Source organism: Mycobacteriales bacterium (assembly GCA_035995165.1).
Classification (GTDB): Bacteria; Actinomycetota; Actinomycetes; order Mycobacteriales; family CADCTP01; genus CADCTP01.
Window position 1 is genome coordinate 108,624 of record DASYKU010000096.1, and the last position, 26,620, is coordinate 135,243.

The 26,620-nt window shown below is 73.4% G+C and carries 31 protein-coding genes; 14 read left to right on the forward strand and 17 right to left on the reverse strand.

Features of this window, described 5'->3' with window-relative positions:
• Nucleotides 1-7: 7 nt before the first annotated feature.
• From sodN to VGP36_16445, 4 genes are read left to right on the forward strand one after another with little or no spacing between them, the layout of a single operon-like run.
• Nucleotides 8-412 carry a superoxide dismutase, Ni gene (gene sodN / locus VGP36_16430; protein HEV7656302.1) on the forward strand — a complete coding sequence of 135 codons (405 nt, stop codon included), beginning with the start codon at nucleotides 8-10 and terminating at the stop codon, nucleotides 410-412.
• A gap of 9 nt (nucleotides 413-421) precedes the next feature.
• Entirely contained in the window at nucleotides 422-1,072 is a 651-nt protein-coding gene (locus VGP36_16435) for a histidine phosphatase family protein (GenBank protein HEV7656303.1), read from the forward strand.
• Between the two features lie 52 nt (nucleotides 1,073-1,124).
• Nucleotides 1,125-1,544 (forward strand): anti-sigma regulatory factor, encoded by a 420-nt coding sequence (locus VGP36_16440; GenBank protein ID HEV7656304.1) that lies wholly within the window; start codon nucleotides 1,125-1,127, stop codon nucleotides 1,542-1,544.
• Complete coding sequence (locus VGP36_16445) at nucleotides 1,541-2,350, forward strand: RNA polymerase sigma factor SigF (GenBank protein ID HEV7656305.1); 810 nt, start codon at nucleotides 1,541-1,543, stop codon at nucleotides 2,348-2,350. Before VGP36_16440 ends, VGP36_16445 begins: the two co-directional genes overlap by 4 nt.
• Here the strand turns inward: VGP36_16445 and VGP36_16450 are convergent.
• Complete coding sequence (locus VGP36_16450) at nucleotides 2,334-2,750, reverse strand: hypothetical protein (protein HEV7656306.1); 417 nt, start codon at nucleotides 2,748-2,750, stop codon at nucleotides 2,334-2,336. The genes VGP36_16445 and VGP36_16450 overlap by 17 nt on opposite strands.
• Before the next feature lie 72 nt (nucleotides 2,751-2,822).
• On the opposite strand from VGP36_16450, the gene VGP36_16455 reads away from it, so the two are divergent.
• The gene (locus VGP36_16455) at nucleotides 2,823-3,743 is read left to right on the forward strand and encodes a diacylglycerol kinase family protein (GenBank protein HEV7656307.1); all 921 of its coding nucleotides are present in this window, start codon (nucleotides 2,823-2,825) and stop codon (nucleotides 3,741-3,743) included.
• 257 nt (nucleotides 3,744-4,000) lie between these two features.
• Entirely contained in the window at nucleotides 4,001-4,255 is a 255-nt protein-coding gene (locus VGP36_16460; GenBank protein ID HEV7656308.1) for a WhiB family transcriptional regulator, read from the forward strand.
• An 87-nt stretch (nucleotides 4,256-4,342) separates the two neighbouring features.
• Here the strand turns inward: VGP36_16460 and VGP36_16465 are convergent, their stop codons facing one another.
• Both VGP36_16465 and VGP36_16470 read right to left on the reverse strand, forming a co-directional pair.
• Nucleotides 4,343-5,827, reverse strand: coding sequence for a histidine kinase N-terminal domain-containing protein (locus tag VGP36_16465; GenBank protein HEV7656309.1), 1,485 nt, complete (start codon nucleotides 5,825-5,827; stop codon nucleotides 4,343-4,345).
• A gap of 77 nt (nucleotides 5,828-5,904) precedes the next feature.
• On the reverse strand, nucleotides 5,905-8,679 hold the full coding sequence (locus VGP36_16470; protein HEV7656310.1) for a S8 family serine peptidase: 2,775 nt from the start codon (nucleotides 8,677-8,679) through the stop codon (nucleotides 5,905-5,907).
• Between the two features lie 417 nt (nucleotides 8,680-9,096).
• Between VGP36_16470 and VGP36_16475 the strand changes: the two genes are divergently transcribed.
• From VGP36_16475 to VGP36_16485, 3 genes are read left to right on the forward strand one after another with little or no spacing between them, the layout of a single operon-like run.
• A complete protein-coding gene (locus VGP36_16475) occupies nucleotides 9,097-9,300 on the forward strand; it encodes a DUF3311 domain-containing protein (GenBank protein ID HEV7656311.1) in 204 nt (67 codons plus the stop codon).
• A complete protein-coding gene (locus VGP36_16480; GenBank protein ID HEV7656312.1) occupies nucleotides 9,297-10,940 on the forward strand; it encodes a sodium:solute symporter in 1,644 nt (547 codons plus the stop codon). The genes VGP36_16475 and VGP36_16480 overlap by 4 nt, the downstream gene beginning before the upstream one ends.
• A 13-nt stretch (nucleotides 10,941-10,953) precedes the next feature.
• Entirely contained in the window at nucleotides 10,954-11,457 is a 504-nt protein-coding gene (locus VGP36_16485; protein ID HEV7656313.1) for a GNAT family N-acetyltransferase, read from the forward strand.
• Here the strand turns inward: VGP36_16485 and VGP36_16490 are convergent.
• The 4 genes from VGP36_16490 to VGP36_16505 form a co-directional block, all read right to left on the reverse strand.
• Nucleotides 11,438-11,629, reverse strand: a complete 192-nt coding sequence (locus tag VGP36_16490) for a biotin/lipoyl-binding carrier protein (GenBank protein ID HEV7656314.1) — start codon at nucleotides 11,627-11,629, stop codon at nucleotides 11,438-11,440. The two genes, VGP36_16485 and VGP36_16490, sit on opposite strands and share 20 nt — an antisense overlap.
• 62 nt (nucleotides 11,630-11,691) lie before the next feature.
• Nucleotides 11,692-13,035, reverse strand: a complete 1,344-nt coding sequence (locus tag VGP36_16495; GenBank protein HEV7656315.1) for a biotin carboxylase N-terminal domain-containing protein — start codon at nucleotides 13,033-13,035, stop codon at nucleotides 11,692-11,694.
• Nucleotides 13,036-13,245: 210 nt separating this feature from the next.
• The gene (gene rsrA, locus VGP36_16500; GenBank protein ID HEV7656316.1) at nucleotides 13,246-13,536 is read right to left on the reverse strand and encodes a mycothiol system anti-sigma-R factor; all 291 of its coding nucleotides are present in this window, start codon (nucleotides 13,534-13,536) and stop codon (nucleotides 13,246-13,248) included.
• Entirely contained in the window at nucleotides 13,533-14,168 is a 636-nt protein-coding gene (locus VGP36_16505) for a sigma-70 family RNA polymerase sigma factor (GenBank protein ID HEV7656317.1), read from the reverse strand. Before VGP36_16505 ends, rsrA begins: the two co-directional genes overlap by 4 nt.
• 178 nt (nucleotides 14,169-14,346) lie before the next feature.
• On the opposite strand from VGP36_16505, the gene ybaK reads away from it, so the two are divergent.
• Both ybaK and VGP36_16515 read left to right on the forward strand, forming a co-directional pair.
• Nucleotides 14,347-14,826 carry a Cys-tRNA(Pro) deacylase gene (gene ybaK, locus VGP36_16510; GenBank protein HEV7656318.1) on the forward strand — a complete coding sequence of 160 codons (480 nt, stop codon included), beginning with the start codon at nucleotides 14,347-14,349 and terminating at the stop codon, nucleotides 14,824-14,826.
• A gap of 12 nt (nucleotides 14,827-14,838) precedes the next feature.
• On the forward strand, nucleotides 14,839-16,542 hold the full coding sequence (locus tag VGP36_16515; GenBank protein HEV7656319.1) for an AMP-binding protein: 1,704 nt from the start codon (nucleotides 14,839-14,841) through the stop codon (nucleotides 16,540-16,542).
• Here VGP36_16515 and VGP36_16520 read toward each other — a convergent pair.
• From VGP36_16520 to VGP36_16535, 4 genes are all read right to left on the reverse strand, one after another.
• Entirely contained in the window at nucleotides 16,531-17,004 is a 474-nt protein-coding gene (locus tag VGP36_16520; GenBank protein ID HEV7656320.1) for a hypothetical protein, read from the reverse strand. The two genes, VGP36_16515 and VGP36_16520, sit on opposite strands and share 12 nt — an antisense overlap.
• Nucleotides 17,001-17,585, reverse strand: a complete 585-nt coding sequence (locus tag VGP36_16525) for an alpha/beta family hydrolase (GenBank protein ID HEV7656321.1) — start codon at nucleotides 17,583-17,585, stop codon at nucleotides 17,001-17,003. The genes VGP36_16520 and VGP36_16525 overlap by 4 nt, the downstream gene beginning before the upstream one ends.
• A gap of 41 nt (nucleotides 17,586-17,626) precedes the next feature.
• Nucleotides 17,627-17,890: a hypothetical protein gene (locus VGP36_16530; GenBank protein ID HEV7656322.1), complete on the reverse strand. Its 264-nt coding sequence runs from the start codon at nucleotides 17,888-17,890 to the stop codon at nucleotides 17,627-17,629.
• Between the two features lie 161 nt (nucleotides 17,891-18,051).
• Entirely contained in the window at nucleotides 18,052-18,813 is a 762-nt protein-coding gene (locus tag VGP36_16535) for an SOS response-associated peptidase (protein HEV7656323.1), read from the reverse strand.
• Here VGP36_16535 and aroA point away from each other — a divergent pair.
• Nucleotides 18,812-20,098, forward strand: coding sequence for a 3-phosphoshikimate 1-carboxyvinyltransferase (gene aroA / locus VGP36_16540; protein HEV7656324.1), 1,287 nt, complete (start codon nucleotides 18,812-18,814; stop codon nucleotides 20,096-20,098). The two genes, VGP36_16535 and aroA, sit on opposite strands and share 2 nt — an antisense overlap.
• Before the next feature lie 71 nt (nucleotides 20,099-20,169).
• Nucleotides 20,170-21,132: a ribosome small subunit-dependent GTPase A gene (gene rsgA / locus VGP36_16545; GenBank protein HEV7656325.1), complete on the forward strand. Its 963-nt coding sequence runs from the start codon at nucleotides 20,170-20,172 to the stop codon at nucleotides 21,130-21,132.
• Here the strand turns inward: rsgA and VGP36_16550 are convergent.
• The gene (locus VGP36_16550; protein ID HEV7656326.1) at nucleotides 21,122-22,114 is read right to left on the reverse strand and encodes a DUF2087 domain-containing protein; all 993 of its coding nucleotides are present in this window, start codon (nucleotides 22,112-22,114) and stop codon (nucleotides 21,122-21,124) included. The two genes, rsgA and VGP36_16550, sit on opposite strands and share 11 nt — an antisense overlap.
• A 24-nt stretch (nucleotides 22,115-22,138) precedes the next feature.
• On the opposite strand from VGP36_16550, the gene hisN reads away from it, so the two are divergent.
• Nucleotides 22,139-22,948 (forward strand): histidinol-phosphatase, encoded by an 810-nt coding sequence (gene hisN, locus VGP36_16555; protein HEV7656327.1) that lies wholly within the window; start codon nucleotides 22,139-22,141, stop codon nucleotides 22,946-22,948.
• Nucleotides 22,949-22,951: 3 nt separating this feature from the next.
• Here hisN and VGP36_16560 read toward each other — a convergent pair whose 3' ends face one another.
• The 5 genes from VGP36_16560 to VGP36_16580 all read right to left on the reverse strand — a co-directional run bounded on the left by VGP36_16560 (nucleotide 22,952) and on the right by VGP36_16580 (nucleotide 26,618).
• Nucleotides 22,952-23,341: a PIN domain nuclease gene (locus VGP36_16560; GenBank protein ID HEV7656328.1), complete on the reverse strand. Its 390-nt coding sequence runs from the start codon at nucleotides 23,339-23,341 to the stop codon at nucleotides 22,952-22,954.
• Nucleotides 23,338-23,550 carry a type II toxin-antitoxin system VapB family antitoxin gene (locus VGP36_16565; GenBank protein ID HEV7656329.1) on the reverse strand — a complete coding sequence of 71 codons (213 nt, stop codon included), beginning with the start codon at nucleotides 23,548-23,550 and terminating at the stop codon, nucleotides 23,338-23,340. Before VGP36_16565 ends, VGP36_16560 begins: the two co-directional genes overlap by 4 nt.
• 93 nt (nucleotides 23,551-23,643) lie before the next feature.
• On the reverse strand, nucleotides 23,644-24,813 hold the full coding sequence (locus VGP36_16570; protein HEV7656330.1) for a zinc-dependent alcohol dehydrogenase: 1,170 nt from the start codon (nucleotides 24,811-24,813) through the stop codon (nucleotides 23,644-23,646).
• Entirely contained in the window at nucleotides 24,810-25,733 is a 924-nt protein-coding gene (locus VGP36_16575; protein ID HEV7656331.1) for an SRPBCC family protein, read from the reverse strand. Before VGP36_16575 ends, VGP36_16570 begins: the two co-directional genes overlap by 4 nt.
• Before the next feature lie 183 nt (nucleotides 25,734-25,916).
• A complete protein-coding gene (locus VGP36_16580) occupies nucleotides 25,917-26,618 on the reverse strand; it encodes a DUF6338 family protein (protein HEV7656332.1) in 702 nt (233 codons plus the stop codon).
• Nucleotides 26,619-26,620: the final 2 nt, after the last annotated feature.

Below are 26,620 nucleotides of genomic sequence, written 5' to 3' on the forward strand. Positions count from 1 at the left end.
TCACCCGATGCGGTTGTCCCGGCTTCTCACGCCTCGCACTGTCGCGTACGCGCACTGCGATCTGCCTTGCGGCGTCTACGACCCCGCGCAGGCGCGGATCGAGGCGGAGTCGGTCAAGGCGATCATGGAGAAGTACCAGTCGAACGAGGACCCGGTGTTCCGCACCCGGGCGCTCATCATCAAGGAGCAGCGGGCCGAGCTGGTCAAGCACCACCTCTGGGTGCTGTGGACCGACTACTTCAAGCCCCCGCACTTCGAGAAGTACCCGCAGCTGCACGAGCTGTTCAACAAGGCCACCAAGGCGGCCGGCGCGGCCGGCGGCAAGGGCTCGGTCGACCCGGCCGAGGGCCAGGCACTGCTCGACCAGATCGCGGCGATCGACAAGATCTTCTGGGAGACCAAGCAGGCGTAGGGGCTTCTCGTGAGCCTTCTGGACGCGGCCGGCACCTCTGCGGTGCCGGCCGCGCCTGCGCCCGACGAGCTCTGCGTCGTCCGGCACGGCGAGACCGAGTGGTCCCGCGCCGGCCGGCACACCAGCACGACCGACGTCCCGCTCACCCGGCAGGGCGAACGGCAGGCGCGGGCCCTCGGCCCCCTGCTGGCCGAGGTCTGCCCGGCCACCGTCTTCGTCAGCCCCCGCGGGCGGGCTCAGCGCACCGCCGAGCTGGCCGGCCTGGCCGAGACCTGCACGATCGAGATCACCGACGATCTGGCCGAGTGGGCGTACGGCGAATACGAGGGCGTCACCACCGCGGAGATCCGCAAGACCCGGCCCGGCTGGACGATCTGGACCGGCGACCCGCCCGGCGGCGAGACCGCGGCCGAGGTCGGCGCCCGGGCCGACCGGATGCTGGTCAGGATCCGTACCGCGCTGGAGACCGGGCCGGTCGTGACCGTCGGGCACGGTCATTTCAGCCGAGTTCTGGCCGCCCGATGGTTGGGACTCCCCGTGAGCAGTGGTTCACTGTTCGTGCTGGGTCCGGCCAGCCCGTGCCTGCTCGGGAGCGAGCACGGCCAGCCCGCCGTGCACCGCTGGAACGTGCCCAACCCCGCCGAGCGGGACTCGGGCTGACCTGCGTACCCTGCGCGGCGAACAGGCGACACGCCGCTCGGGAGGGCACCAGGTGACCGACGACGCAGGAACCGCGACGGCGGCCGCGGCCGCCCGCAGCGAGGACGTGGTCGAGCTCAGGCTCCCGGCCGACGGGGCGTACCTGTCGGTGCTGCGGACGGCGACCGCCGGCCTGGCCGCCCGGCTGGACTTCACCCTCGACGAGATCGAGGACCTCCGCATCGCAGTCGACGAGGCGTGCGCGCTGCTGCTGCCCGACGCGGTCGCCGGCGCGGCGATGACCTGCCTGTTCTCGCTGGCCGACCGGTCCCTCACGGTCACCGTCCGGGTGCCGAGCCGGACCGGGCGGGTGCCCCGGCGCAACACCTTCGCCTGGACGGTCCTGACCGCGCTGGCCGGTGACGTCGACACCGACGTCGCCGAGGACAACACCGTCTCGGTGACCCTGCGCAAGCACGGCGGTCAGGGATGAGCGCGCGCAGCATCGCCACCGCCGGCGACGACTCCACCCGCAGCGAACGCACCCGCAACGACCGCGAGCTCGCCCGCGAGCTGTTCGGCACGTTCGTCGGGATGGCCGAGGACGACCCGGCCCGGCAGCGCGTCCGCGACCGGCTGGTCGAGATGCACCTGCCGCTGGTGGAATACCTCGCCCGCCGGTTCGCCGGCCGCGGCGAGCCGCTGGACGACCTGGTCCAGGTCGGCACCATCGGGCTGATCAAGGCCGTGGACCGGTTCGACACCGAGCGTGGTGTCGAGTTCTCGACGTACGCGACGCCGACCGTGGTCGGCGAGATCAAGCGGCACTTCCGGGACAAGGGCTGGACCGTCCGGGTGCCGCGGCGGCTGCAGGAGCTGCGCGCCTCGCTGTCCTCGGCCACCTCCGACCTGACCCAGACGCTGGGCCGCTCCCCCACCGTGGGCGAGCTCGCCGTGCACCTGAAGATCGGCGAGGAGGAGGTGCTCGAGGGGCTGGAGTCGGCCAACGCGTACACGGCCGTGTCCATCGAGGCCAGCGACGGCGAGGGCGGCCTGTCGGTCGCGGACACGCTCGGGGCCGAGGACCTGTCCCTGGAGGGCGTCGAGTACCGGGAGTCGATCAAGCCGCTGCTGGACTCGCTTGCCCCGCGGGAGCGGCGCATCCTCATGCTGCGGTTCTTCGGCAACCTGACCCAGTCCCAGATCGCGGCCGAGCTCGGCATCTCCCAGATGCACGTGTCCCGATTGCTGGCCCGCACCCTGGCCCAGCTGCGGGAGCGGCTCACTCAGGACGAATGAAGCGCTCCCGGGTCAGCGAGTCCCGGGCCTCGGCCGTGCTGAACAGCAGCACCAGCACGGCGATCGCCAGCGCCAGCACCGGCAGGCCGATCTCCGGCCGCGCGTTGCCGGTGGTCAGCGTCCAGCCGATCGGCAGCGCGACGATCTGCACCGCGATCACCGGCGACCGGGCCGGCGGCTTGAGCGCGCGCAGCGCCCGGGCCAGCAGCACCAGGATGCCGCCGAAGATCGCCAGCACGAGCGCGCCGCCGAGCGCGAGCGGGACGCTGCCGGCGTCGGAGGACGCGGTCAGCACGACGTTGACGATCGCGAACACCAGCAGCGCGGCGCCCTCGACCACGACCAGCGCCGACGCGGCGAGCACGGGCCGCGGCGCCCGGGCCGGCTCTCCCTCCGCCACACGACGACCCTACCGGCGGCCGCGGACCGGCAGCCGGGCGGCCGGTAGCGGGCGGGACCTAAGCTGCTGGACGTGCGCGCTCTCCTGGTGGTCAACCCCAAGGCCACCACGACGACCCCGCGCAGCCGCGAGGTGCTCAAGCGCGCGCTGGCCAGCGAGCTCAAGGTCGAGGTCGTCGAGACCAGCCACCGCGGGCACGCGGCCGCGCTGGCCGTCCGGGCGATGCGCGAGGGCCTGGACGTGGTCGTCGCGCTCGGCGGCGACGGGACCGTCAACGAGGTCGTGAACGGGCTGCTCACCGACGGCCCGCAAGACGACCTGCCGGCGCTCGCGGTCGTGCCCGGCGGCTCCACCAACGTCTTCGTCCGCGCGGTCGGCCTGCCGACGCACCCGTTCGACGCGACCGGCGCGATCCTGGAGGCGCTGCGAGCCGGGCGGACCCGCCGGATCGGGCTCGGGCTGGCCGACGACCGCTACTTCACCTTCAACGCCGGCCTCGGCTTCGACGCCGACGTGGTCCGGCGGATCGAGAAGCGGCGGCGGGCCGGCGACCCGCCGTCGCACGCGCGGTTCGTCCGGGCCGCGCTCACGCACTACGCCACGGTCGACCGGCGGCACCCGGCGATCACGCTGGAACGGCCGGGGCAGAAACCGGTCGACCACCTGCACTTCGCGCTGGTGACCAACACCGCGCCCTGGACGTACCTCGGGGAGCGTCCGGTGCAGCCGAGCCCGGAAGCGTCCTTCGACGCCGGACTGGACCTTTTCGCGCCCAGGAGTATGGGAATCCTGCTCACTCTGCGCTACGTTCGGCGGGCGCTGCTCGGGTCGTCGCCGCCACGCAGCCGACGGTTGCTCAGAGTGCACGACCTGGCGGAGTTCACCCTCCGTGCGAGCCGTCCGCTGGCGCTGCAGGTGGACGGCGACTGGCTCGGCGAGCGGGAGTCGGTGCGATTCCGGTCGGTTCCCGACGTGCTGCGGGTCATTGTCTGATCGCATTACGTGATCAGGCCCCCGGAGATCGTGGCCTGAAATACCCCGAGTAGCCCATTGTGCCGTCACGGCCAGGCTGGAAGGCTACTCCGGGTCACCGCAACGGCGGGACGTCACTCGCGGGTATGACCTGGTGACCGAGAACAGTCTTGACACCGAGGTCACTCGTGAAAGAATTCACAAGCGGGGGACTGATTCGTACTCGTTAACCACGGGTACGGATCGCGACCAACATGCGATGCGAGGAGAGTTACGCAATGGACTGGCGCCACCGAGCGCTCTGCCGCGACGAGGACCCGGAGCTGTTCTTTCCGATCGGCAACACCGGTCCCGCCATCGTGCAGCTCGACGCGGCCAAGGCCGTATGCCGTCGTTGCCCAGTGACCGACGAGTGCCTGAGTTGGGCGCTCGAATCCGGTCAGGACGCCGGCATCTGGGGTGGGATGGGCGAGGACGAGCGTCGTGCTCTCAAGCGGCGTGGTGCTCGCGCTGCTCGCGCACGAATGGCATAACTGCCCCAACGTCGTCACGACGGCCCGGCGCTCACGCGCCGGGCCGTCCCCTGTCCGAACACCCGGCACCACCGTCGGCCGGGTGGGTCAGTGTTTGCGGTGGAGGGGGACGTCGAGGACCGCCTCGGTGCCGCGGCCGATCGCGCGGGGGCGTACGGCGATGGTGCCGCCGAGTTCCGCCGTCACCAGCGCGCGGACGATCTGCAGGCCGAGCCGGTCGCTGTCGGAGAGCGAGAACCCCGGCGGCAGCCCGGCCCCGTCGTCGGCGATCGTCACCCGCACCCGCCGCCCCATCCGGTACGCGGTGACCGTGACCGTCCCGGTGTCGGTGTCCTCCGGGAACCCGTGCTCGACCGCGTTCTGCACGGTCTCGGTGAGCACCATCACCAGCGGCGTCGCCACGTCCGCGACGAGGATCCCGAACGCGCCCTGCCGGTTCAGCCGGACCCGGGTCCCGGCCCCGGCCACGTCGCCGAGCGAGAGCAGCAGCCGGTCCACGATCCCGTCGAAGTCGACCTTCTCGTCCAGCGAGACCGCGAGCGTCTCGTGCACCATCGCGATCGAGGACACCCGCCGGACGGACTCCTCCAGCGCGGTCCGGGCCGCCGCCGACTCCACCCGCCGGGCCTGCAGCCGCAGCAGCGCGGCCACGGTCTGCAGGTTGTTCTTCACCCGATGGTGGATCTCCCGGATGGTCGCGTCCTTGCTCAGCAGCTGCCGGTCCCGGTTGCGGACCTCGGTGACGTCGCCGACCAGCACCAGCGCCCCGGCGGCCTCCCCCTCGGGATGCAACGGCAGCACCCGGAACAGCACGATCGCGCCCCGGGCCTCGACCTCCATCCGGGCCGGCGCCTCGCCGGCGAGCGCGGCCTTGATCCGGCCCGCGATCTCGCTGCCCTCCAGCGCGTCCCGGGACAGCTGCCGGGTCAGCGGCGCCAGCTCGTCCTCGACCAGGTCACCGGTCACGCCGAGCCGCCGGTACGCCGACTGCGCGTTCGGGCTGGCGTAGACCACGCGGCCGTCGGCGTCGAGCCGGATCAGCCCGTCCCCGGCCCGCGGGCCGGTGTGCACCTCGTCCTGGCCGGGCGCCGGGAAGTTGCCCTCGGCCAGCATCCGGCACAGGTCGTTGGCGGCGCCGAGGTAGGCCAGCTCCAGCTTGGACGGACCACGGGTGGCGACCAGGTTGGTGTCCCGGCCGACGACCCCGATCGGCGGCTGCCCGCCGTACCGGCGGACCGGGATCGCCTCCCGCCGCACCGCGACCGGGCCGTCCCACTCCGGGTCGGCCTCCCGGAAGATGCGGCCCTCGCGGGTCGCGACCAGCTGCGGGACCGCCTCGGGGTCGCACTGCCGCAACCCCACGTGGTCGTCCAGGTACGCGGTCGGCCCGGTCGTCGGCCGTACCTGCGCCACGCAGAGGAACTCGTCCTCCCCGATCGGCACCCAGAGCAGCAGGTCGGCGAAGGACAGGTCCGACAGCAGCTGCCACTCCGCCACCAGCCGCTGCAGGTGCGTCACGTCCTCGGCCGGCAGGTCCGTGTGCTCGGTCAGCAGCTCCAGCAGCGTCGACATCGACACCGAGCGTCCCACAGAACGCGGAGAGGGGGGCGACCGGACGGCCGCCCCCCTCCCGTGCTGCTTGTGCGTCGCTAGGCGACGAACCCGCTCAGGTGCAGCGAGAACGCCCGGACCGAGCCGATGTCCAGCCCGGCGTTGTCGGACACGTGGAACTTCCACGTGCCATCGCCGGCGTGCCCGTTGAGCGCCGACAGCGGCGAGTCCGGCTTCCACGTCCCGGTGAAGGGCGCGGCGGTGGACCCGAATACCGCGGTCGCCGAGTCGTCGAACACGGCCTGGCAGATGTTGTTGCCGCCGGCGCCCTGCGCGTCGAACAGCGTGACGGTCGTGCCGTCAGGCGCGACCACCGTGCCGATCAGGTCACCGACGAACGTGTGGTCGATGCCGACGGCCGTCGCGCCGGGCAGGTCGGTGCAGGTCGCACCGTCGACCGAGAACGACGCCCGGGCGACGTTGCCGACGCCCGCGACGGTCACCGGGACGTCGACCCCGGCCGGGGTGTTGTCCGGGATCGCGACGACGGGACCGGCGTAGGCGAAGTTCTGCACCGGACCGGGCTGGCCGACCGTGATCGACTTCGCCACGGTCTGCGGGGACAGCGCCCCGGCGAAGCTGACCCGGATGTTCAGCGTGATCGTGCCGCCGAGCGGGAAGTTCGCCGGGACCGTCAGGGTGAAGGCTCCGACGGTCTTGGTCGCGTTGACGGCGATGTTCCCGTACGACCGGGTGGCCGGCCGGACCGTGACGCCCGGGGTCGAGGTGCTGACCTGGACGCTCACGCCGGTGGCCGGTCCGTCGCCCCGGTTGGTGACCGGGATCGTGACCGTCGCCGACTCGCCCGGCTCGACGAACGTGTCGCCGTCGGTGGTCGTGGTGACCACCGGGTCACCCGCGACCGCGAGCGGCTGCGGGGTGGCACCGGTCCTCGCCAGTGCCCGCTGCGGCATCACGATGCCGAAGCCGGTGTCGCGGTCGTAGCCGCGGGCCTCGATGTCGATCGCCGTGCCGGTCAGCGCCGAGCGGACCTCGGCCGGGCTGATGCCCGGGTTGCCCGAGACGATCAGCGCCGCGATCGCCGCGGCGTGCGGAGCGGCCGCGGAGGTGCCGAAGAACGGCGAGAAGCCCGGCACCGAGGTGCTCACGCCGTCCGCGGCGGTGATGTCCGGCTTGAGCCGGACGGTGCCGCCGGTCGAGGTGAGGTTGCCCGGCGTGATCAGGGTGCCGTCCGGGTTGTAGAACACGCGGCGCGGGCCGTCGGAGGTGAAGCGCTCCGTGGTCTGCGTCCGGGTGTACGCGTTCGGGAACGGCCCGGTCGGGTTGGTGAGCCCCGGCAGGAGCTCCCGCCCGAAGGCCACCGCCGCCGGCACCGCCGCGACGCTGAACGCCGCCGGCACGGCCGAGTGGCCGCGGGTGACGCCCGGGGTGCTGAACGCCTTCAGTCCGGGCCGGTCGACGAAGTGGCCGCGGAACGGGCTGAGCTGGAAGTACCGGTTCGCGCCGCTGAACTTCACCACGGCCAGACCGACGGTGCCGCTCGGCAGGTTGAAGCCCTCGAACGGCAGGTCGTCGCCGTCCTGGGTGTCGTTGGACGCCGCGAGGACGTTGCCGGCGCCGTCGACCGCGTAGAGGTCGTAGTCGTTGCCGGAGTGGCCCTGGAGGTCGTTCCACTGCAGGATCGTGGGCACGCCCGCGGAGTTGTCGGAGACCGGGTCGAGCGTCTGGATGCCCGGGCCCGGATCCCAGTCGTGCGCCTCGCCGGCGAACTTGCCGATGGTGGCGCCGGCGGGCTGGTAGTCGCCCTCCCAGTTGCCGGCGTCGTTGTCGTCGACGTTGTTCTCGTTGCCGGCGGAGCTGAAGTAGAGCGCGCCGTCGTTGGTGACGTCGATGACCGCCTGCGCCGGGCCGCTGTCCTGGAACGGCGACTCGTCGAAGTAGACGACGTCGTCCACGATGATGTCCGCCCCGGCCGCGCGCAGCGCCCGGATGTTGTCGGCGAAGCTCTCCTCGCTGGTGAACGCGGTCGCGAAGGTGATCTGCGCGTTCGGCGCGAGGTCGTGGACGATCTCCATCATCGCGGTGCCCTCGTCGCCGGAGCCCTCCTGGCCCGGCAGCACCTGGGTGTCCGCGGGCAGGTCGCCGGAGGCGATCGAGGCGGCGAGCGAGTCGACGCCGTCGGAGAGCACGCCGACCTTGACGCCGGTGCCGGTGACCCGGAAGCGGGTCCGGGCCGCGTCGGCCGCGTGCGCCTTGTCGCCCTCGGAGACGACCGAGCCCTGGTTCACGACCGCGGTGACCGCGGCCTTGGCGACCGGCTTCGCGCTGGTCCGGGCGTCGGAGAGACGCTTCTGCAGCGCGGTCGCCAGCTGCTCCTTCGTCGCCGGGGCGACCCGGCCGCCCTCGTTGGCCAGCATGGCCTGCGAGGCGACCTCGACCCGGGTGACGCCGGCCTTGCCGGCCAGCGACTCGACCGCGGCCAGTGGCACGGCCGCGCGGGTGGAGTTGGCCTTCGACGTCGCGACGATCTGGCCGCCGACGGCGGCGACCGCGGTGGCGACGGCCTTCCTGTCACCGAGCACGTCGACCGCGGTGCGGCCCTGCTTGTCGGTGCTGACGCCGGTCGCGAGGATGCCGACCCCGCTGGCGACGGCGCGGCCGCTGCTCTGGGCGGCCGCGGCGAGCAGCCGCGAGTCGACCTTCTTCTGGGTGGCGGTGCGAGCGAGCTTCGCCTGGGCGAGTGCATCGATCTGGGCCACCGTGTTCGCGGACAGACCCCCTGTTGCCGCGGCGGTAGGTGGTGCGGCGGTCGCCGGCAGCGCGAGCCCAAGGCTCGTCGCCGCCGCCGCCACCAGGACTAGTGGACGGAATGGACGCATCAGGTTGACCCCCCTGACCACGCAGTACGGCCGCGTGCCCCGGCGACCACACCCGACCGGGGGGCGCGAGACGGACCTTAGTGATCGGATGTCCGTTGGGGCAGACCCAATGTGGGCCTACTCGATCCAGAAGAGGCTTTGGTATACAACCGCAACCAGTACGCCGCCCGGAGCAGCACCTTTTGCCCGCCATTTGTACGAACGGCGACACTGGTGCGCATAGCTCCCGCCGTCCGGCGCAGGACCGGCACCGGCGGGCGCGTGACCTCCCGAAATCGGCGATGCGCAGTAGTAACGTCCCGGCCGCACGGGGTGGGGTCTCAACGTCGCATGCAGGAGGTCCAGGTGGCCGAACCTGACCGGACCGATCGGGCACATCTCCCGACGGGTGTGAAAGTCGCGGTGACGATCCTGGTGCTCGCACCGGTCGTCGCGCTGCTCTGGGTGGGCAGCTACGCGAAGGACGGGCCCCGGCTGTGGGGCTTCCCGTTCTTCTACTGGTACCAGCTGCTCTGGGTGTTCATCGCCTCCGGCTGCACCACGGTGGCGTACTTCCTGATCAACAACGCCCGGCGTGGGGGTGGTGACCGGTGACCGGCGTCAACTGGGTCGCGCTGACCATCGTGCTGGTGCTGTTCGTGTTCGTCACCGGGGTCGGCTTCGCCGCGGCCCGGTGGCGGCGCGCGGCCAGCATGTCCAGCCTGGACGAGTGGGGTCTGGGCGGCCGCGGCTTCGGCACGTTCGTGACCTGGTTCCTGCTCGGCGGGGACCTCTACACCGCGTACACGTTCGTCGCGGTCCCCGCGGCCATGTACGCGACGGGTGCGGTCAGCGGCTTCTTCGCGGTGCCGTACACGATCGTGGTCTATCCGATCATCTTCGTGTTCATGCCGCGGCTCTGGTCGGTCTCGCACCGGCACGGGTACGTGACGCCGGCCGACTTCGTGCAGGGCCGGTTCGGCTCCCGCGGGCTCGGGCTGGCGGTCGCGGTCACCGGCATCCTCGCCACGATGCCGTACATCGCGCTGCAGCTGGTCGGCATCCAGGCCGTGCTCGAGGTGATGGGCATCGGCGGCTCGGACAACGTGGTCGCCCGGGACCTGCCGCTGTTCATCGCGTTCGCGGTGCTGGCCGCGTACACGTACTCGTCGGGGCTGCGGGCGCCGGCGCTGATCGCGTTCGTCAAGGACTTCCTCATCTACCTGGTGGTCATCGTCGCGGTCGTCTACATCGCGGTGAAGATCGGCTTCGGGACGTCCTTCGACGCGGCGCAGAAGAAGATGGCGACGCTCAGCCCGGCCACCGGGAAACCGACCGGCTCGTTCATCCCGTCCTCCGCGCAATACCTGGCGTACGGGTCGCTGGCGCTGGGCTCGGCGATGGCGCTGTTCATGTACCCGCACTCGATCACCGCGGTGCTGTCCTCCAAGGGCCGCAACGTGATCCGGCGCAACGCGGCGATCCTCCCGGCGTACTCGCTGGTGCTGGGGTTGCTGGCGCTGATCGGGTTCGCGGCGATCGCGGCCGGGACCAAGCCGATCGGGCTGGACGGCAAGCCGAACGCGCAGCTGGTCGTGCCGCAGTTCTTCGAGGACAGCTTCCCGAGCTGGTTCGCGGGGATCGCGTTCGCGGCGGTGGCGATCGGGGCGCTGGTGCCGGCGGCGATCATGTCGATCGCGGCGGCCAACCTGTTCACCCGCAACATCTACCGGGCGTACTTCGAGCGGGACGCGTCACCGGCGAAGCAGGCCTCGGTCTCCAAGATCGTCTCGCTGGTGGTCAAGCTGGGCGCGCTGGTCTTCGTGCTCACGCTGGACCGGCAGAACGCGATCAACTTCCAGTTGCTCGGCGGGATCTGGATCCTGCAGACGTTCCCGGCGATCGTGGTCGGCCTCTACACCCGCTGGCTGCACCGGTACGCGCTGCTGATCGGCTGGGCCGTCGGCATGATCTACGGCACGGTCGTCGCCTACAACCAGAGCAGCCCGACCCTGGCGCACTTCGGCGCCTCGATCGCGAACGTGCCGGTGTTCGAGAAGCTCGGCTACATCGGGATGACCGCGTTCGTGCTCAACCTGGTCGTCGCGGTCCTGCTCACGTTCGTGTTCCGGACCATGAAGGGCACCGAGGGCCTGGACGAGACCGAGCCCTCGGACTACCACGCCGACGCGGGCGACCCCCGGGTCGAGCCGTTGGCGGAGCTGACCTCGGACGGCCCCCGCGCCACCACCTAGTTAGGCTCGGGCGGTGCTGATCAGGGCCGCCCGACCGGACGAGTACGAGCAGATCGGCGAGCTCACGGTCCGGGTGTACCTCGCGGAGGGGTACATCCGGACCGGCTCGCACTACCTGCCGCTGCTGCGCGACTCCGCCGCCCGGGCCGAGAAGGCCGAGCTGATGGTCGCGGTCGGCAACGGCGACCGGATCCTCGGCACGGTGACGTACGCCGGCCACGGCACTCCGTACGCGGAGACCGCGACGGCACCGGACGAGGCCGACTTCCGGATGCTCGTGGTCGATCCGGACGCCCGCGGGCAGGGCGTCGGCGAGACGCTGGTGCGCTGGTGCGTCGAGCGGGCCGAGCGCGACGGCGTCCGGATCCTGCGACTGTCGACCCAGACCGGCATGGCCACGGCGGGGCGGCTCTACCTGCGGCTGGGCTTCGCCCGTACCCCGGACCTGGACTGGAGCCCGGAACCGGACGTCTCCCTGGTCACCTACGCGCGGGAGCTCACTCCACCCGGGCGATGAGGTCGCCCTCCTGGACCACGTCGCCCTCGTTGACGGCGATCTCGGCCACGGTCCCGGCCGACTCGGCCAGCACCGGGATCTCCATCTTCATCGACTCCAGGATCACCAGCGTGTCCCCGTCGTCGACGGTGTCGCCGGCGGAGGCGACGACCTTCCACACGTTCGCCACCATCTCGGCGCGGATCTCGTCGGCCACGGAACCCTCCTGTGTCGTCGGATTGAGACTACCCAGCCTTACGCGCGCATCCTCGCGATCAGCCCGGTGTCGTACGAGCCCGAGACGAAGTCCGGGGACTCCAGCAGCTCGGTGAAGAACGGCAGGTTGCACTTGGGCCCCTCGACCACGAAACCGGCGACCGCGATCCGGGCCCGGGCCAGCGCGGCCGTGCGGTCCGGCCCCCAGACGCAGAGCTTGGCCATCAGCGGGTCGTAGTACGGCGTGACCGTGTCACCCTCCGCGTATCCGGAGTCGACCCGGACGCCCTCGCCGGACGGCTCCTCCCAGCGGGTGATCTTTCCCGGCCCGGGCAGGAACCGCTTCGGGTCCTCGGCGTAGACCCGCAGCTCGATCGCGTGGCCGCGGGGCGCGGGCAGGTCGTCCGGGTCCAGTGCCGGCGGGTCGCCGGCGGCCACCCGGAGCTGCTCCTCGACCAGGTCGACGCCGGTGACCAGCTCGGTCACCGGGTGCTCGACCTGCAGCCGGGTGTTCATCTCCAGGAAGAAGAACTCGCCCGTCGAGTCCGCCGGGACCAGGCACTCGACGGTGCCGGCGCCGCGGTAGTCGACGGCCTCGGCGGCCCGGACGGCGGCGGCCAGCATGTCGGCCCGCAGCGCGTCGGACACCCCGGGCGAGGGCGTCTCCTCGGCCACCTTCTGGTGCCGCCGCTGGACCGAGCAGTCCCGCTCCCCCAGCGCCAGCACCCGGCCGTCGGCCAGCCCGAGGACCTGCACCTCGACGTGCCGCGCGTGCGCCAGGTAGCGCTCCAGGAACACCGCGGGCGAGCCGAAGAAACGCTCGGCCCGGGTCCGCGCGGTCTCGTACGCGGTCCGCAGCTCGGTCTCGTCCGCGACCGCGGCCATGCCGATCCCGCCCCCGCCGCCGGCGGCCTTGACCATCACCGGGTAGCCGATCTCGGCCGCGGCCCGGGCGGCGGCGTCCGCGTCCGGCAGCGGGTCGGTGCCCGCGGCCACCGGCACCCCGGCCGCCTGCATGGCCTTGCGCGCGGCGACCTTGTCGCCCATGGCCTCGATCGCCTCCGGCGCGGGCCCGACCCAGACCAGCCCGGCGTCGGTGACCCGGCGGGCGAACTCGGCGCTCTCGGCCAGGAACCCGTACCCGGGGTGGACGGCCTGGGCGCCGCTGACCCGGGCCGCCTCCAGCACCCGGGTCATGTCCAGGTACGACTGCGCGGCGGGCGCCGGTCCGAGCTCGACCGACTCGTCGGCCAGCCGCACGTGCAGCGCGCCCGCGTCGGCCTCGGAGTGGACCGCGACGGCCTTGACCCCGAGGCGCTGGCAGGTGCGGATCACCCGGACCGCGATCTCGCCGCGGTTGGCGACCAGCACGGACTCGAACACGGCCGGAACCTCCGCGATGTCGGGAACGTCGGTTCCGGAACCCTACTGTGCTGATGCTTCGCTCCCGGCCCGGCGCCCCCGGCGGCGTCCTCCCGGCCCGGCGCCCCCCGGCGGCGTCTTCCCTCCGCGCCCTACCGTTGGCGCAGCGGCGGGCCGGCAGGCGCTCCGGTCCAGACACCGCCGCGCCGGGCCTCCGCTCAGTGGAGCCGCTCAGTCGATCCGGTACTCCACCACGGTCGTCGACTCGACGACGACGGCCTCGCGGAGCCGGATCCGGACCCGGTCGCGCAGCGTGTCGGGTGCGCGGTCGCCGCCGCAGCAGCGGGCGACGAGGGCCCTGACCTCCTGCTCCACGCCGTACTTGCGCAGGCAGGGGGAGCACTCGTCCAGGTGCACACGGATCCGCTCGGTGCGCTCGGTGGTCATCTCCCCGTCGAGGTAGAGAAAGACCTCGGCCAGCACTTCACCGCAGTCGGTCTCGTGAGGGTCGCCGCAGCTCACGACGCTTCCTCCTCCGTCGCGTTCGCGCGGACCAGGCCGCGGTCCCGAGCGTAGTCCCCGAGCAGCCGCTGCAGGCCCCGCCGGCCCCGGTGCAGGCGGGACATCACGGTCCCGATCGGCGTGCCCATGATCTCGGCGATCTCCTTGTAGGAGAAACCCTCCACGTCGGCCAGGTAGACCGCGAGCCGGAAGTCCTCCGGCAGCCGCTGCAACGCGTCCTTGACGTCGGAGTCGGGCAGGTGGTCCAGCGCGTCCATCTCCGCCGAGCGCAGCCCGGTCGACTGGTGCGACTCGGCCGCCGCGAGCTGCCAGTCCTCGATGTTCTCGGAGCTGGACTGCTGGGGCTGGCGTTGCCGCTTGCGATAGGAGTTGATGAACGTGTTGGTCAGGATCCGGTAGAGCCAGGCCTTGAGGTTGGTGCCCTCCTGGAACTGGTGGAAGGCGGCGAAGGCCTTGACGAAGGTCTCCTGCACCAGGTCCTCGGCGTCGGCCGGGTTGCGGGTCATCCGCATCGCGGCCGCGTAGAGCTGGTCCAGGAACGGAAGCGCGTCCCGCTCGAAGCGCGCACGCCGCTGTTCAGCGGTCTCGTGCGCCTCCGCGGTCTCCTCCGCCACCGGACCTCCCGTCGTCACGGGGGCAGTTCCCCCGGACCGCGAGGATACGCGGGTGGTCGCCGGCCAGCCCGGCGTGGTCGCCCCGGGGTTCCATTCGGGCCAGGCCCGGGGGTCATCCCGGCGCTCGGTCGTCTCGGACAGTGTCACGAATTCTCGAACGTCCTCTTCCGGCCACGCATTCCGTATGGTCAGCGCCGTGGCAGGGCAGGGCACACCCGCGACGGCACTGCTGAGTAGGCAGAAGGTGCCGCACGAGCTGCATCCGTACGAGCGCGATCCGAGAGCGTCCTCGTACGGTTCGGAGGCGGCGCAGGCGCTCGGGGTCGAGCCCGGGCGGCTGTTCAAGACGCTGGTCGTGACCCTCGACGGGAGGCTCGCCGTCGGCGTCGTCCCGGTCACCGGCTCGCTCGACCTGAAGGCGATCGCGGCGGCCCTGGGCGGGAAGAAGGCGGCGATGGCGGAGCCGGCCGCGGCCGAGCGGGCCACCGGGTACGTCACCGGCGGCATCTCCCCGCTCGGGCACCGGTCCCGGCTGCCGGTGGTGGTGGACGCCTCGGCCACGCAGTGGGAAACGGTCTACGTGAGCGCCGGCCGTCGTGGCCTGCAGGTCTCGCTCGCCCCGGCCGACCTGGTCCGGGTCGCGGCGGCCACCGTCGCGCCGATCGCCGGGTCGTGATTGGGTGACCGGGTGACGGCGACAGAGGCGTTCCGCACCGCGCGCGACTTCCTGCTCGAGCACCGCGACGACCCCGCGAAGGCGTACGGGGAGTTCCGCTGGCCGGAGCTGGACGAGTTCAACTGGGCGATCGACTGGTTCGACGGCGTGCTCGCGGTCGAGCGGCCCCACCAGACCGCGTTGTGGCTGGTCACGGCCGAGGGCGAGACCCAGGTCAGCTTCGCCGAGATGTCCCGGCGGTCCACCCAGGTGGCCGGCTGGCTGCGCGAGCAGCGCGTCCGCAAGAGCGACCGGGTGCTGCTGTTCCTCGGCAACACCGTGCCGCTGTGGGAGCTGATGCTGGCCGCGGCCAAGATCGGCGCCGTGGTCATCCCGGCCAGCACGCTGCTGCGCCCGGCCGACCTGGCCGACCGGATCGACCGCGGTCACGTCGACGTGGTCGTCTCGGCCAGCGCCGACACCGGCCTGTTCGCGGACATCCACGGCGGCTACACCAAGATCGCGGTCGGCGAGCCGGTCGAGGGCTGGCTGCGGTACTCGGACACCGAGACCTCGCTGGAGCACTTCGACCCGGACGAGCCGACCCGGGGCGCGGACCCGCTGCTGCTCTACTTCACCTCCGGCACGACCGCGCGGGCCAAGCTGGTCGAGCACACCCACACCAGCTACCCGGTCGGGCACCTGTCCACGATGTTCTGGATCGGGCTGCAGCCGGGCGACGTGCACCTCAACGTGTCCTCGCCGGGCTGGGCCAAGCACGCCTGGTCCTGCCTGTTCGCCCCCTGGAACGCGGGCGCCACCGTCCTGGTGCACGACACCGGCCGGTTCTCGGCCCCGGCGCTGCTGGACACGCTGGTCCGGTGCGGCGCGACCACGCTCTGCGCGCCGCCGACGGTCTGGCGGATGCTCGTGCAGCAGGACCTGGCCCAGTGGGACGTCCCGATGCGGGAGCTGGTCAGCGCCGGCGAGCCGCTGAACCCCGAGGTCATCGAGCACGTCCGCCGGGTCTGGGGCCTCACCGTCCGGGACGGGTACGGGCAGACCGAGACGACCGCCCAGATCGGCAACCCGCCCGGCGTGGAGATCACGATCGGCGCGATGGGCCGGCCGCTGCCCGGTTACGTCGTCGACCTGGTCGACCCGGTCAGCGGCGAGGTCGGCGTCGAGGGCGAGGTCTGCCTGCGGCTGGACCCGGCCCCGGTCGCGCTGATGACCGGCTACCGGGACGAGCACGGGCACCTGGCGCCGGTCTCGGACGACGCCTGGTACCACACCGGCGACGTGGCCCGGGCCAACGACGACGGCACCATCACGTACGTGGGCCGCACCGACGACGTGTTCAAGGCCTCGGACTACCGGATCTCGCCGTTCGAGCTGGAGAGCGTGCTGGTCGAGCACGAGGCGGTGGCGGAGGCGGCGGTGGTGCCGGCGCCGGACCCGGTCCGGCTGGCGGTGCCCAAGGCGTACGTGACGCTGGCGGCCGGCTACGAGCCGAACGCGGCGACGGCCGAGGCGATCCTGCGGCACTGCCGGGAGCAGCTCGCACCGTACAAGCGGGTGCGGCGGATCGAGTTCACCGAGCTGCCGAAGACGATCTCGGGCAAGATCCGCCGGGTCGAGCTGCGCGGGGCCGAGAACGAGGCGGCCGGGAACGGGGCGGCCGGGCGGCGGCCGGCCGAGTTCCGCGAAGAGGACTTCCCGGGGCTACGGGGTTAGCCCGTAGACCCACCGGCGCTGGGCCTCGGTCTCGGGGACCGGTACGCCGCGGCCGGCGGCCACCCGGTCCCAGGCCGTCGCCGGGTCGTCGCCGCGCAGCACCAGGAGCGCGGCGGCGACCAGCGAGGACCGGCCGATCCCGGCCCAGCAGTGGATCGCCAGGTGCTGGCCGTCGTCGAGGGCCGCGCCCAGCGCCCGCAGCGGCGCGGCGAACGCGTCCCGGTCCGGGACGCCGAAGTCGTCGATCGGCAGCGACCGGAACCCCAGGCCGGCCCGGGCCGCGGCCGCCGCCTCCCCGTCCAGCTCCAGTGCGGCGGCCTGGCCCGGGGGCAGCAGGCTGACGACCATGTCGACGCCCTGCGCGCGCAGCTCGGCCAGCGCGTCGTCCAGGCCGGCACCGCCGAGCGGGGCCGGCATCGTGCTGAGGGTGCCGGGCAGGTCCCGGGCGATCGGGTAGATCACCCGAGCACGGTAGCCAGCCAGTCGGTCACCGCGGTCGCCGCCGCGCTCGCCGCCGCGCCGCGGATGGTGTGGGTCGCGGCGATCGTGACCACGGTCCGGCCCGGGGCCTCCGGCGGGACGCCGAACGGGTCCTGCCCGCCCTGCACGACCAGCACCGGGACGACGGGCGCGGCCAGCTCGGCCAGCCGGTCCTTCTCCGGTGTCCGCGGCGGCGCGGTCGGGAACGCCAGCGCGACGACCGCGGCGGCGCCGAGCTCGGTCGCCGTCCGGCAGGCGACCCGGGCGCCGCTGGAGCGTCCGCCGGCCACCAGCGGCAGGCCGTCGACGCGGATCGCGGCGGCGACCGCGAGCCAGGCCTCGTCCAGGACCGGCGGGCGCGGGGTGCTCTTCTTCCCGGCCACCCGGTACGGCTGGGTCACCCGGGCGACGGCGAGGCCCATCGCCACGCCGGCCCTCGTCACCGCGACGAGGTCCGGGGACTCGATCGAGCCACCCGCGCCGTGCCCGAGCAGGAACAGCGCCCGCGGCGTCCCGGCCGGGACGTCCAGCGTCACCGTCGCGTCCCCCTGCGGCGTCGGCACGGTCGCAGTACCCCCGGTCAGGCGGGGGCGGCGGGCGCGGGTCATGCCGGGACCGGCGTCCGGGCGCGGGTGGCGGTGCGGGCGCCGGCGGCCAGGACCACGGCGAAGGCCGCGTACGCCGGGGTGAGGCCGGCCAGGGTGGTCACCGCCCACGCCAGCGGCGCGGCGCTGAGCACGACCGCCGCCCTGGCCACGCTCGTACCGTAGCCGTCGGTGAGCAGGATCCACATCGCCGAGGCCGCGGCGACCACCCGGGCCCGGGTCGCCTCGTGCAGCTCCCGGATCACCGCGCTGACCCCGTACACGGCCAGCAGCCCGCTGCCGATCCCGCCGCCCGGCCGCGTACGCCCAGGGCCCGGTCGCGAGCGCGGAGGCCGCCGTCCCGCCCACGTACGCGAGCAGGCCGGCGGCCGAGGTCCGCCGCGGCCCCAGCCGGTGCAGCACGACGAACAGCGACGTAGTGGCCTCAGAACAGCGTCGGCGCTGTCGCCTCGGCCGTCGTCGCGCGCTCGATCAGGCCGGGCCCGTCGTTGGCGACGGTGCCGACCGCGGGGCCGACCGGGCGCAGCTCAATCCCCTCGACCAGCGACAGGTCGGGCATGAGCAGGTCGCCGACCTCCTCCCGGTCCGGGTCCAGCCAGGCCGGCCAGGACGCCCGCGGCAGCATCAGCGGCATCCGGTGGTGCACGGCGGCCAGCGGCCCGGCCGCCGCGGTCGTCACGATCGAGCTGGTCAGCAGCCGGTCCGGGCCCCAGATCTCGTACAGGCCGGCGAAGGCGATGACGTCGCCGGAGGCCGGGGTCAGGTACGTCGGCTGCTTGCCGGGGCCGTCGGCGAGCGGCGCCCACTCGTACCAGCCGTCGGCCGGGACCAGGCAACGCCGCCGCCGCACGGCCGAGCGGAACGCCAGCAGCTCGGTCACGGTCTCGGCCCGGGCGTTGATCAGCTTCGCCGCGCGCTTCGTGTCGGTGGCCCAGGACGGCACCAGCCCCCACTTGGCCGCCCGCAGCTGCCGGACCCGCGGCCCCTCCCGGTCGCCCGAGCGGTGCCGCAGCACCACGACCGGGACCAGGTCGGTCGGCGCGATGTTGTAGTCCGGACGCAGCGCCGAGCCGAGCGCGTCCTCGGCCTCGAACTCGGCGGCCAGGTCGTCCAGACCGCGCTTGGCCACGTAACGACCGCACATGTGCTCCACCGTACTGAGGCGGTGCGGCAGGATGTGGGCCATGACGGCACCCTGGCCCGCCCCGCGCGCCACCGCTCCCGTCGACGCGGTGGTCAGCGTTCCCGGCTCGAAGTCGGTCACGAACCGCGCGCTCGTCCTGGCCGCCCTGGCCACCGAGCCGTCGCGGGTCCGCACCCCGTTGCGGGCCCGGGACACCCTGCTCATGGCCGGGGCGCTGCGCGCGCTCGGCGTCGGGATCGCCGACGACGGCGCCGACTGGCTGGTGACGCCGGGCCGGCTGCGCGGCGGCGGTAGCGTCGACGTCGGCCTGGCCGGCACCGTGCAGCGGTTCGTGCCACCGCTGGCCGCGCTGGCCGACGCGCCGGTGCGCTTCGACGGCGACCCGCGGGCCCGGCACCGCCCGCTCGCCCCGCTGGTCGAGGGACTGCGCCAGCTCGGCGCCGAGGTCGACGACGTCACCCTCCCCCTGACCGTGTACGGCCGGGGCTCGGTCAAGGGCGGCACGGCCGAGATCGACAGCACCGAGTCCAGCCAGTTCATCTCCGGCCTGCTGCTGGCCGCCCCGCGGTACGAGGAGGGCCTGGTGCTGCGGCACACCGGCGCCCGCCCGGCCCCGAGCGCGCTGCAGATCGCGATGACCACGCACATGCTGGCCGACGCCGGCGCCACCGTCACCGCGAGCCCGGACGGTCGCGAGTGGACGGTCGCGCCGGGACCGCTGCGCGGCGGCGAGCTCGTGGTGCCGCCGGACCTGTCCAGCGCGGCGCCGTTCGTGGTGGCCGCGGTCGCGACCGGCGGGCGGGTGCGGATCCCGGGCTGGCCCCGCCGCTCGGACCAGCCCGGCGGCCGGCTGCCGGAGCTGCTGCGGGCGATGGGTGCGTCCTGCGTGGTGGACGACGACGGCCTGACCACCACCGCCGGGACCGCGCTGCTCGGGCTGGACGCCGACCTGGCCGACTGCACCGAGCTGGTGCCGGCGCTGGCCGCGCTGGCCGCGCTGGCCGGCACCGAGTCGACCTTCTACGGGATCGCGCACATGCGGGGGCAGGAGACCGACCGGCTGCGGGCGCTCTCGGCCGAGCTGACCCGGCTCGGCGGCGAGTGCCACGAGACCCCGGACGGGCTGCGGGTCGTGCCGAGGCCGCTGCACGGCGGCCTCGTCCACACGTACGAGGACCACCGGATGGCGATGTTCGCGGCCGTGCTCGGGCTGGCCGTCGACGGCGTGCTGGTCGAGAACGTCGCGACCACCGGCAAGACCGTGCCCGACTTCGTGGACCGGTGGACCGGCATGCTCGGCACCGCCCCGGCCGGGGCGCCGCACTGAGTCGGCGGCGGCGGCCGGGCCCGGCGGCACCGGGCTGGGAGCGCGCGTACCGGCATACGGACTCCAGCCGGCTGGACGAGGACGACGTCCGGGTCCGCCCCGGCCGCGGGTCCCGGCCGCGGACCCGGACCCGGCCCAAGCACGAGGACGCCCAGCCCGGGCTGGTCGTCGCGGTCGACCGCGGCCGCTACACCGTGATCGTCGGCGACACCCGGCTGACCGCGATCCAGGCCCGCGAGCTCGGCCGGGGCTCGGTCGTCGTCGGCGACCGGGTCGCGGTGGTCGGCGACCTGTCCGGCGGCCCGGACTCGCTGGCCCGCATCGTGCGGGTCGAGGAGCGGCGGACCGTCCTGCGCCGCAGCGCCGACGACACCGACCCGTACGAGCGGATCGTGGTCGCCAACGCCGACCAGCTCGTCGTCGTCACCGCACTGGCCGACCCGCCGCCGCGGGTGGGCCTGATCGACCGCTTCCTGGTCGCCGCGTACGTCGGCGGGCTCGACCCGCTGCTCTGCCTGACCAAGGCCGACCTGGCCTCCCCGGACGAGCTGCTGGCCGCGTACGCGGACCTGGGCACGCCGGCGGTCGCGACCGAGCGCAGCGGCGACCTGGCCGAGCTGCGGGACCGGCTGGTCGGCCGGACCAGCGTGCTGGTCGGGCACTCCGGGGTGGGCAAGTCGACGCTGATCAACGCGCTGATCCCGGACGCGCAGCGGGCCACCGGCGTGGTCAGCGCGATCGGCCGCGGCCGGCACACCTCGTCCTCGGTGGTCGCGCTGCCGCTGCCGCAGGGCGGCTGGGTGATCGACACCCCCGGCATCCGCTCGTTCGGGCTCGGTCACATCACCGCGGCCGATCTGCTGGCCGCGTTCCCGGACCTGGCCGAGGGGGCCGAGGAGTGCCCGCCCAACTGCGCCCACCGCTCCGCCGCCGAGGGCTGCCATCTCGACCAGTACGTCGCCGAGGGCAACTCGACCCTGGGCCGGCTGGAGTCCTTCCGCCGCCTCCTGGACGCGAAGAGCGCTACGGGTTGAGCCGGCCGGTGGTCAGCACCCGGTGCACGAACGGGGTCAGCTCCGGCAGCTGCGACAGCGGCCACCAGCGGGCGTCGTCGGTGGTGCCGCCGACCTCGACCACCCGCAGCGTGCCGCCGAGGACCGTGGCCCGGTAGAGGAAGCGCACGGCGTGGGCCTCGTACAGGCCGACCCGGCCGATCTGGCGGAAGCGCTCGGCGTCGGCGTCGAGCAGCTCCTCGACCCGGACGGTCAGCCCGGTCTCCTCGTACACCTCCCGGAGGACGGCCTCGGTGGGCCGCTCGCCGAAGTCGAGGCCGCCGCCGGGCAGTGTCCACCGGCCCTTGTACGCGTTGCGGGACAGCCGGGTCAGCAGCACCCGGTCCTCGTCCCGCAGCAGCGCGTACGCCGCGATGCGCTGGAACCGCTCGACCGGCTCGCCGGCCAGGTCCGGGGCCGGCGGGTCGACCGCGACCGGGCCGCCGATGCGCCAGTAGAGCCCGTCGGCCCGGTCCAGCAGCAGCTCGTCGACGAGGTAGCGGCGCAGCGCGGCGTAGTCCCCGTACCAGGACCGCAGGATCGCGTTGACGTCCTTCTCGGGGTAGCGCACGCCCGGCTCGAAGATCGCGGCGACGTGCTCCAGCAGCAGCCGGCGCCGGGTCCGCTGCCCCGGGAACGAGGTGATCTGCCCGTCCCGGGTGAATGCCCGCAGCACCGCGTCGGTGGCGGGGTCGTCCGACAGCGGCGGTCCGGGCTCGGCCGGGGCGGCCTCCCGGGCCGATTCCCTGAACCGGTCGGCGTGCAGGGTGAGCTGGTCCTTCTCCCGGCTCACCAGGCCGCCGCGCTCCAGCCGGCGCAACGCGCGGACGACCGCGCGGGGATCCAGGCCGCTCGCGGCGGCGACTTCGGGGATGGTCGTCGCCCCGAGGGCCAGCGCGGAGACCACCCGCAACCGCTCCGGCTCGGCGAGGAGGCCGACGACACCACTGGACGAGCTGCTCACGGGCGCGACGGTAACCTGCCGCCCGTGACCGAGTCCCAGGACTTCCCGGCCCCGGACGACGATCTCACCCTCGCGCTGGCCCTGGCCGACGCCGCCGACGCGCTCAGCACGAGCCGGTTCGGCGCGCTCGACCTGCACGTGGAGACCAAACCGGACCGGACGCCGGTGACCGATGCCGACCGCGCGGTCGAGCGGGCGATCCGGGCGGAGCTCCAGGAACGCCGGCCCGGCGACTCGATCGTCGGCGAGGAGTACGGCGAGAGCGGCGGCGGGGCCCGGCGCTGGATCGTGGACCCGATCGACGGCACCAAGAACTTCGTCCGCGGCGTCCCGGTCTGGGCGACGCTGATCGCGCTGATGGAGGCGGACGAGGTGTACGTCGGCGTGGTCAGCGCGCCCGCGCTCGGCCGCCGCTGGTGGGCCTCGCGCGGGCAGGGCGCCTGGCTGTCGGTGTTCGGCGGCGAGCCCCGGCACCTGCACGTCTCCGGCGTGGCCGAGCTGGCCGACGCCAGCTTCGCGTACTCCTCGCTGCACGGCTGGGACGCGCACGGGCCCGGCGGCGAGGCCGGGCTGCTGGCGCTGGACAGCCAGGTCTGGCGCAGCCGCGGGTACGGCGACTTCTGGCAGCACGCGATGGTCGCCGAGGGGGTGGTCGACGCCGCGGCCGAGCCGGAGGTGTCGCTCTGGGACCTCGCCGCGCTGGCCGTGCTGGTCGAGGAGGCGGGCGGGGCGTTCACCGACCTGCGCGGGCGGCGCGGGCCGGCCGGCGGGTCGGCCCTGGCCAGCAACGGCGCCCTGCACGGGACGATCCTGCGGATCCTCTCCGGTTCCTGACCGTCAGGCGAGCTCGAGATCGGTGTAGCGGGCGAGGAGCACGAAGTCGCGATCGTGCGCGAGCACCGGCGCGCCGATCCGGATCGCCACCGCGGCGACCAGGCAGTCGGTCAGCGCCCACACGGCCTCGCCGTTGCGCTGGCAGGTCCGGTGCAGCCGGGCCGCGGTCTCCCAGTCCACCGGGTCGACCGGGACGTGGTCCATCGCGGCCAGCATCCGGCGCAGCTGCAGGTCGTCGGTCTCGGTCCGGGAGCCGGCCAGCAGCTCCATGTGGATCACGTCGGTGGTGCCGAGGACGGCGTCCGCGGCGAGCAGCTCCCGCAGCCGGAAGTGCGCCCCGGACCCGGTGCCGCGCAGGTACTCCGTCCACGCGGACGTGTCGACGAGGATCACCCGAGCTCGTCCGCCTCGGCCCGCCGGACCGCCTCGGAGTCACCGCTCCAGCCGACGCCCTGCAGGGCGAGGATCTCGTCGCGGGTCATCGGCTCGCCGAGCAGCCGGCGCAGGGCCAGGTCGACCGCCGCGCGCTTCGAGGGGAGATTGAACCGGCGCATCACCCGAGCGACCAGATCGTCGTTGATGTCGATGTTCGTCCGGGTCACGGGAGCGAACGTACACCTCACGGTGTACGAGGACGCGTCAGGGTGGGAGCTGGCCGGACCGCCGGGGGGTTTCCGGCGGTCCGGCCAGCCGGCCTACGGAGCCAGCACGACCTTGGTGCAGTCATCCGTCTTGTTCTTGAACATCTCGTACGCCTCCGGCGCCTGCTCCAGCGACATCCGGTGGCTGACCACGAAGCTCGGGTCGATCTCGCCGGCCTCGATCCGGGTCAGCAGCGGGCGCAGGTAGCGCTGCACGTGGCACTGCCCGGTCCGGATGGTGAGCGACTTGTTCATCAGCTGCCCGAGCGGGAACTTGTCGGCGAAGCCGCCGTACGCGCCCATGATCGAGACGGTGCCGCCGGTCCGGCAGGCCAGGATCGCCTCCCGCACCGCCTCCGGCCGCTCGGTCTGCTGCCGGGCGGCCTGCTTGACCCGGTCGTAGGCGTGCACGAACGGGTTGCCGACGTGCGCCTCCAGCCCGACCGCCTCGATGCAGGCGTCCGGACCCCGGCCGGCCGTCAGCTCGTTCAGCGCGTCCAGCACGGCGACGTCGGCGTAGTTGATCGTCTCCGCGCCGGTGTTCTTGGCCACCCGGTCCAGCCGGTAGTCGAACCGGTCGATGACGATGACCCGCTCGGCCCCGAGCAGCCTCGCGCTGGCCGCCGCGAACATCCCGACCGGCCCGGCGCCCCAGACCGCGACCACGTCACCCGGGCTGACCGCCATGTCCGCGCCCATGTACGCGGTCGGGAAGATGTCGGACAGGAACAGCACCTGCTCGTCGGTCAGGTTCGACTCGATCTTGATCGGGCCGACGTCGGCGAACGGGACCCGCGCGTACTCGGCCTGGCCGCCGGCGTAGCCGCCGAGCATGTGCGAGTAGCCGTAGATCCCGGCCGGCGAGTGCCCCATCAGCTTCTCGGCGATCGCCGCGTTGGGGTTGGAGTTCTCGCAGACCGAGTAGAGCTCGCGCTCGCAGTTGTAACAGGACCCGCAGGCGATCGGGAACGGCACGACCACCCGGTCGCCGACGGCCAGGTTCGCGACGCCGGAGCCGAGCTCGACGACCTCGCCCATGAACTCGTGCCCGAGCACGTCACCCTTGCGCATGGTCGGGATGTAGCCGTCGTAGAGGTGCAGGTCGGAGCCGCAGATCGCGGTGGAGGTGATCTTCACGATCGCATCCCTGGCGTTGACGATCTCCGGGTCCGGGACCGTACGGACCTCGAGCTTGTTGCGGCCCATCCAGCAGTTCGCCCTCATGCCCTGCTCCCCTCGCCGACCGGCTGTCCGGGCCGCTGCTTCGCCAGCCGGCCGGCCTTCGCGCCCTGCGGGCTAGCGTCGGACCGGACCACCTCACCGGTCTCCAGGATCTGTTTGAAGCGGCGCAGGTCGTCGGTCACCTGCTGACGGGGCTCCTGGCCCAGCAGCCGGGCGACCGCGTTGCCGACCCGGCCCGCCGGTGGCTCGTAGGTCAGCTCGACCCGGACCTCGGTGCCGCGGCCGCCGGGGGCCGGGGCGAACCGGACCGACCCGGAGTTGGGCACGTCCGCGCCCGGCGCCGAGCGCCAGGCCAGCAGCCGGCCGGGCTCGTCGGCGGTGATCGTCGCGTCCCACTCGACCGCGTCCTTGACCGGCGCCTCGGCCACCCAGTGGGTGCCGTCGGCGGAGACCGAGCGCAGATGGGTCATGAACTCGGGCAGCCGGGCGAAATCACGCCACAGCGCGTACGCCTCCTCGGCCGGGTGGTTGACCGTCACCCCGGCCCGCACCGTGAACTCGCCGCCGTCGCTGGTCCGGCTCGGGTGCGTCCGGCGGCTCAGCTTCGTCGCGGCCAGCACGTCCAGCGCCGCGATGCCGGCCACCGCGCCCAGCGCGACGCCGAGCCGGCGCCGGTCGCGCGCCGAGCGCAGGCCACTGACCAGCAGGGCCAAGTCCATCCCGTCGCCGGCGACCCGTGCCCAGAGCCCCGGCACCGGGCGCGACTGCGCGAGGATGCCCGCGCCGGCCGCGAGCTCGCGGGCGCCGACGCCCCGGGCCAGTGCCCGGGTGCCGGGCGTGTCGTCCAGGCCGATCGCCCGGGCCACCCCGCCCGGGACCGCCAGCAAGGGGGCTCCGAGTGCGAAGCTCGCCCAGCCCAGCGTCTTGCCAAGTCCTGCACCGCTGTAGCGGGTGCTGTCCATCGCCGCTCCTGTCGTCGGGATGGGCAATGCCGTACCCGGTCGGGTGGAGGGCATGCGTCCCGCCGTCAGGCGGATGGCGACTAGCGGTCGGTGTCCTTCACGACCGGCTGGTACGCCGAGGGGACCTTCGCCGGCGGCGGCACGTCCCGGGCCTCGGCTCCCCCGGTGTAGCCACCGCGCTTGTCACTCAGCCCCGGATCCTTCTCGGGGTTCGCCGCGTACGGCCTCCGACGAGCCATGGTCACTCCCTGAGCGCTGCGGAGGGACGATCTCCATCCAGGCGATCTGACCCGGCGCTATGTACAGAGGATACCCGAGCGAGTCCAGCAGCTCCCCGCTCTCGGCGTCCAGGCTCCAGGCCTCCTCCAGCAGCAGATCGGGCGCCTGCGGGAAGCCGGCCGCGTACGACTGGGAGGCGAACAGGCCCGCGTGGGTGGTGCCGTCGACGGTCCGGACCCGCAGGTAGGTGGCCGGCCGCTCGGAGAAGAAGTCGTCCCAGGCCCGCGGGGCCAGCTCCGGGCCGATCGTCCAGCGCAGCACCTCCTGCTGCCAGCGCGGCCGCTCGTCGCGGTGCACGTAGACCAGCCCGACCAGGCTGCCGGTGACCGCGGGCACCACCAGCAGCAGCACCGCGGCGACCCAGAGGACGGCGAACTCGCCGGAGAGGATCTTGTGGTCCTCCCCCAGCGTCATCCGCCAGACCCAGTACTCGGGCCAGGCCGCGATCAGGTGGAAGACCGCCGAGACCGCGATGAAGCGCAGGGTCCGGTCCGCCAGCGTCACCCCGTACGACCCGGCCTGGCGCTCGAAGGCCAGCGTGTAGGTGAGCCCGGGCAGCACCGCCACCACGAGCAGCAGCAGGCCGACGGCGGTATCGGGGATCATGG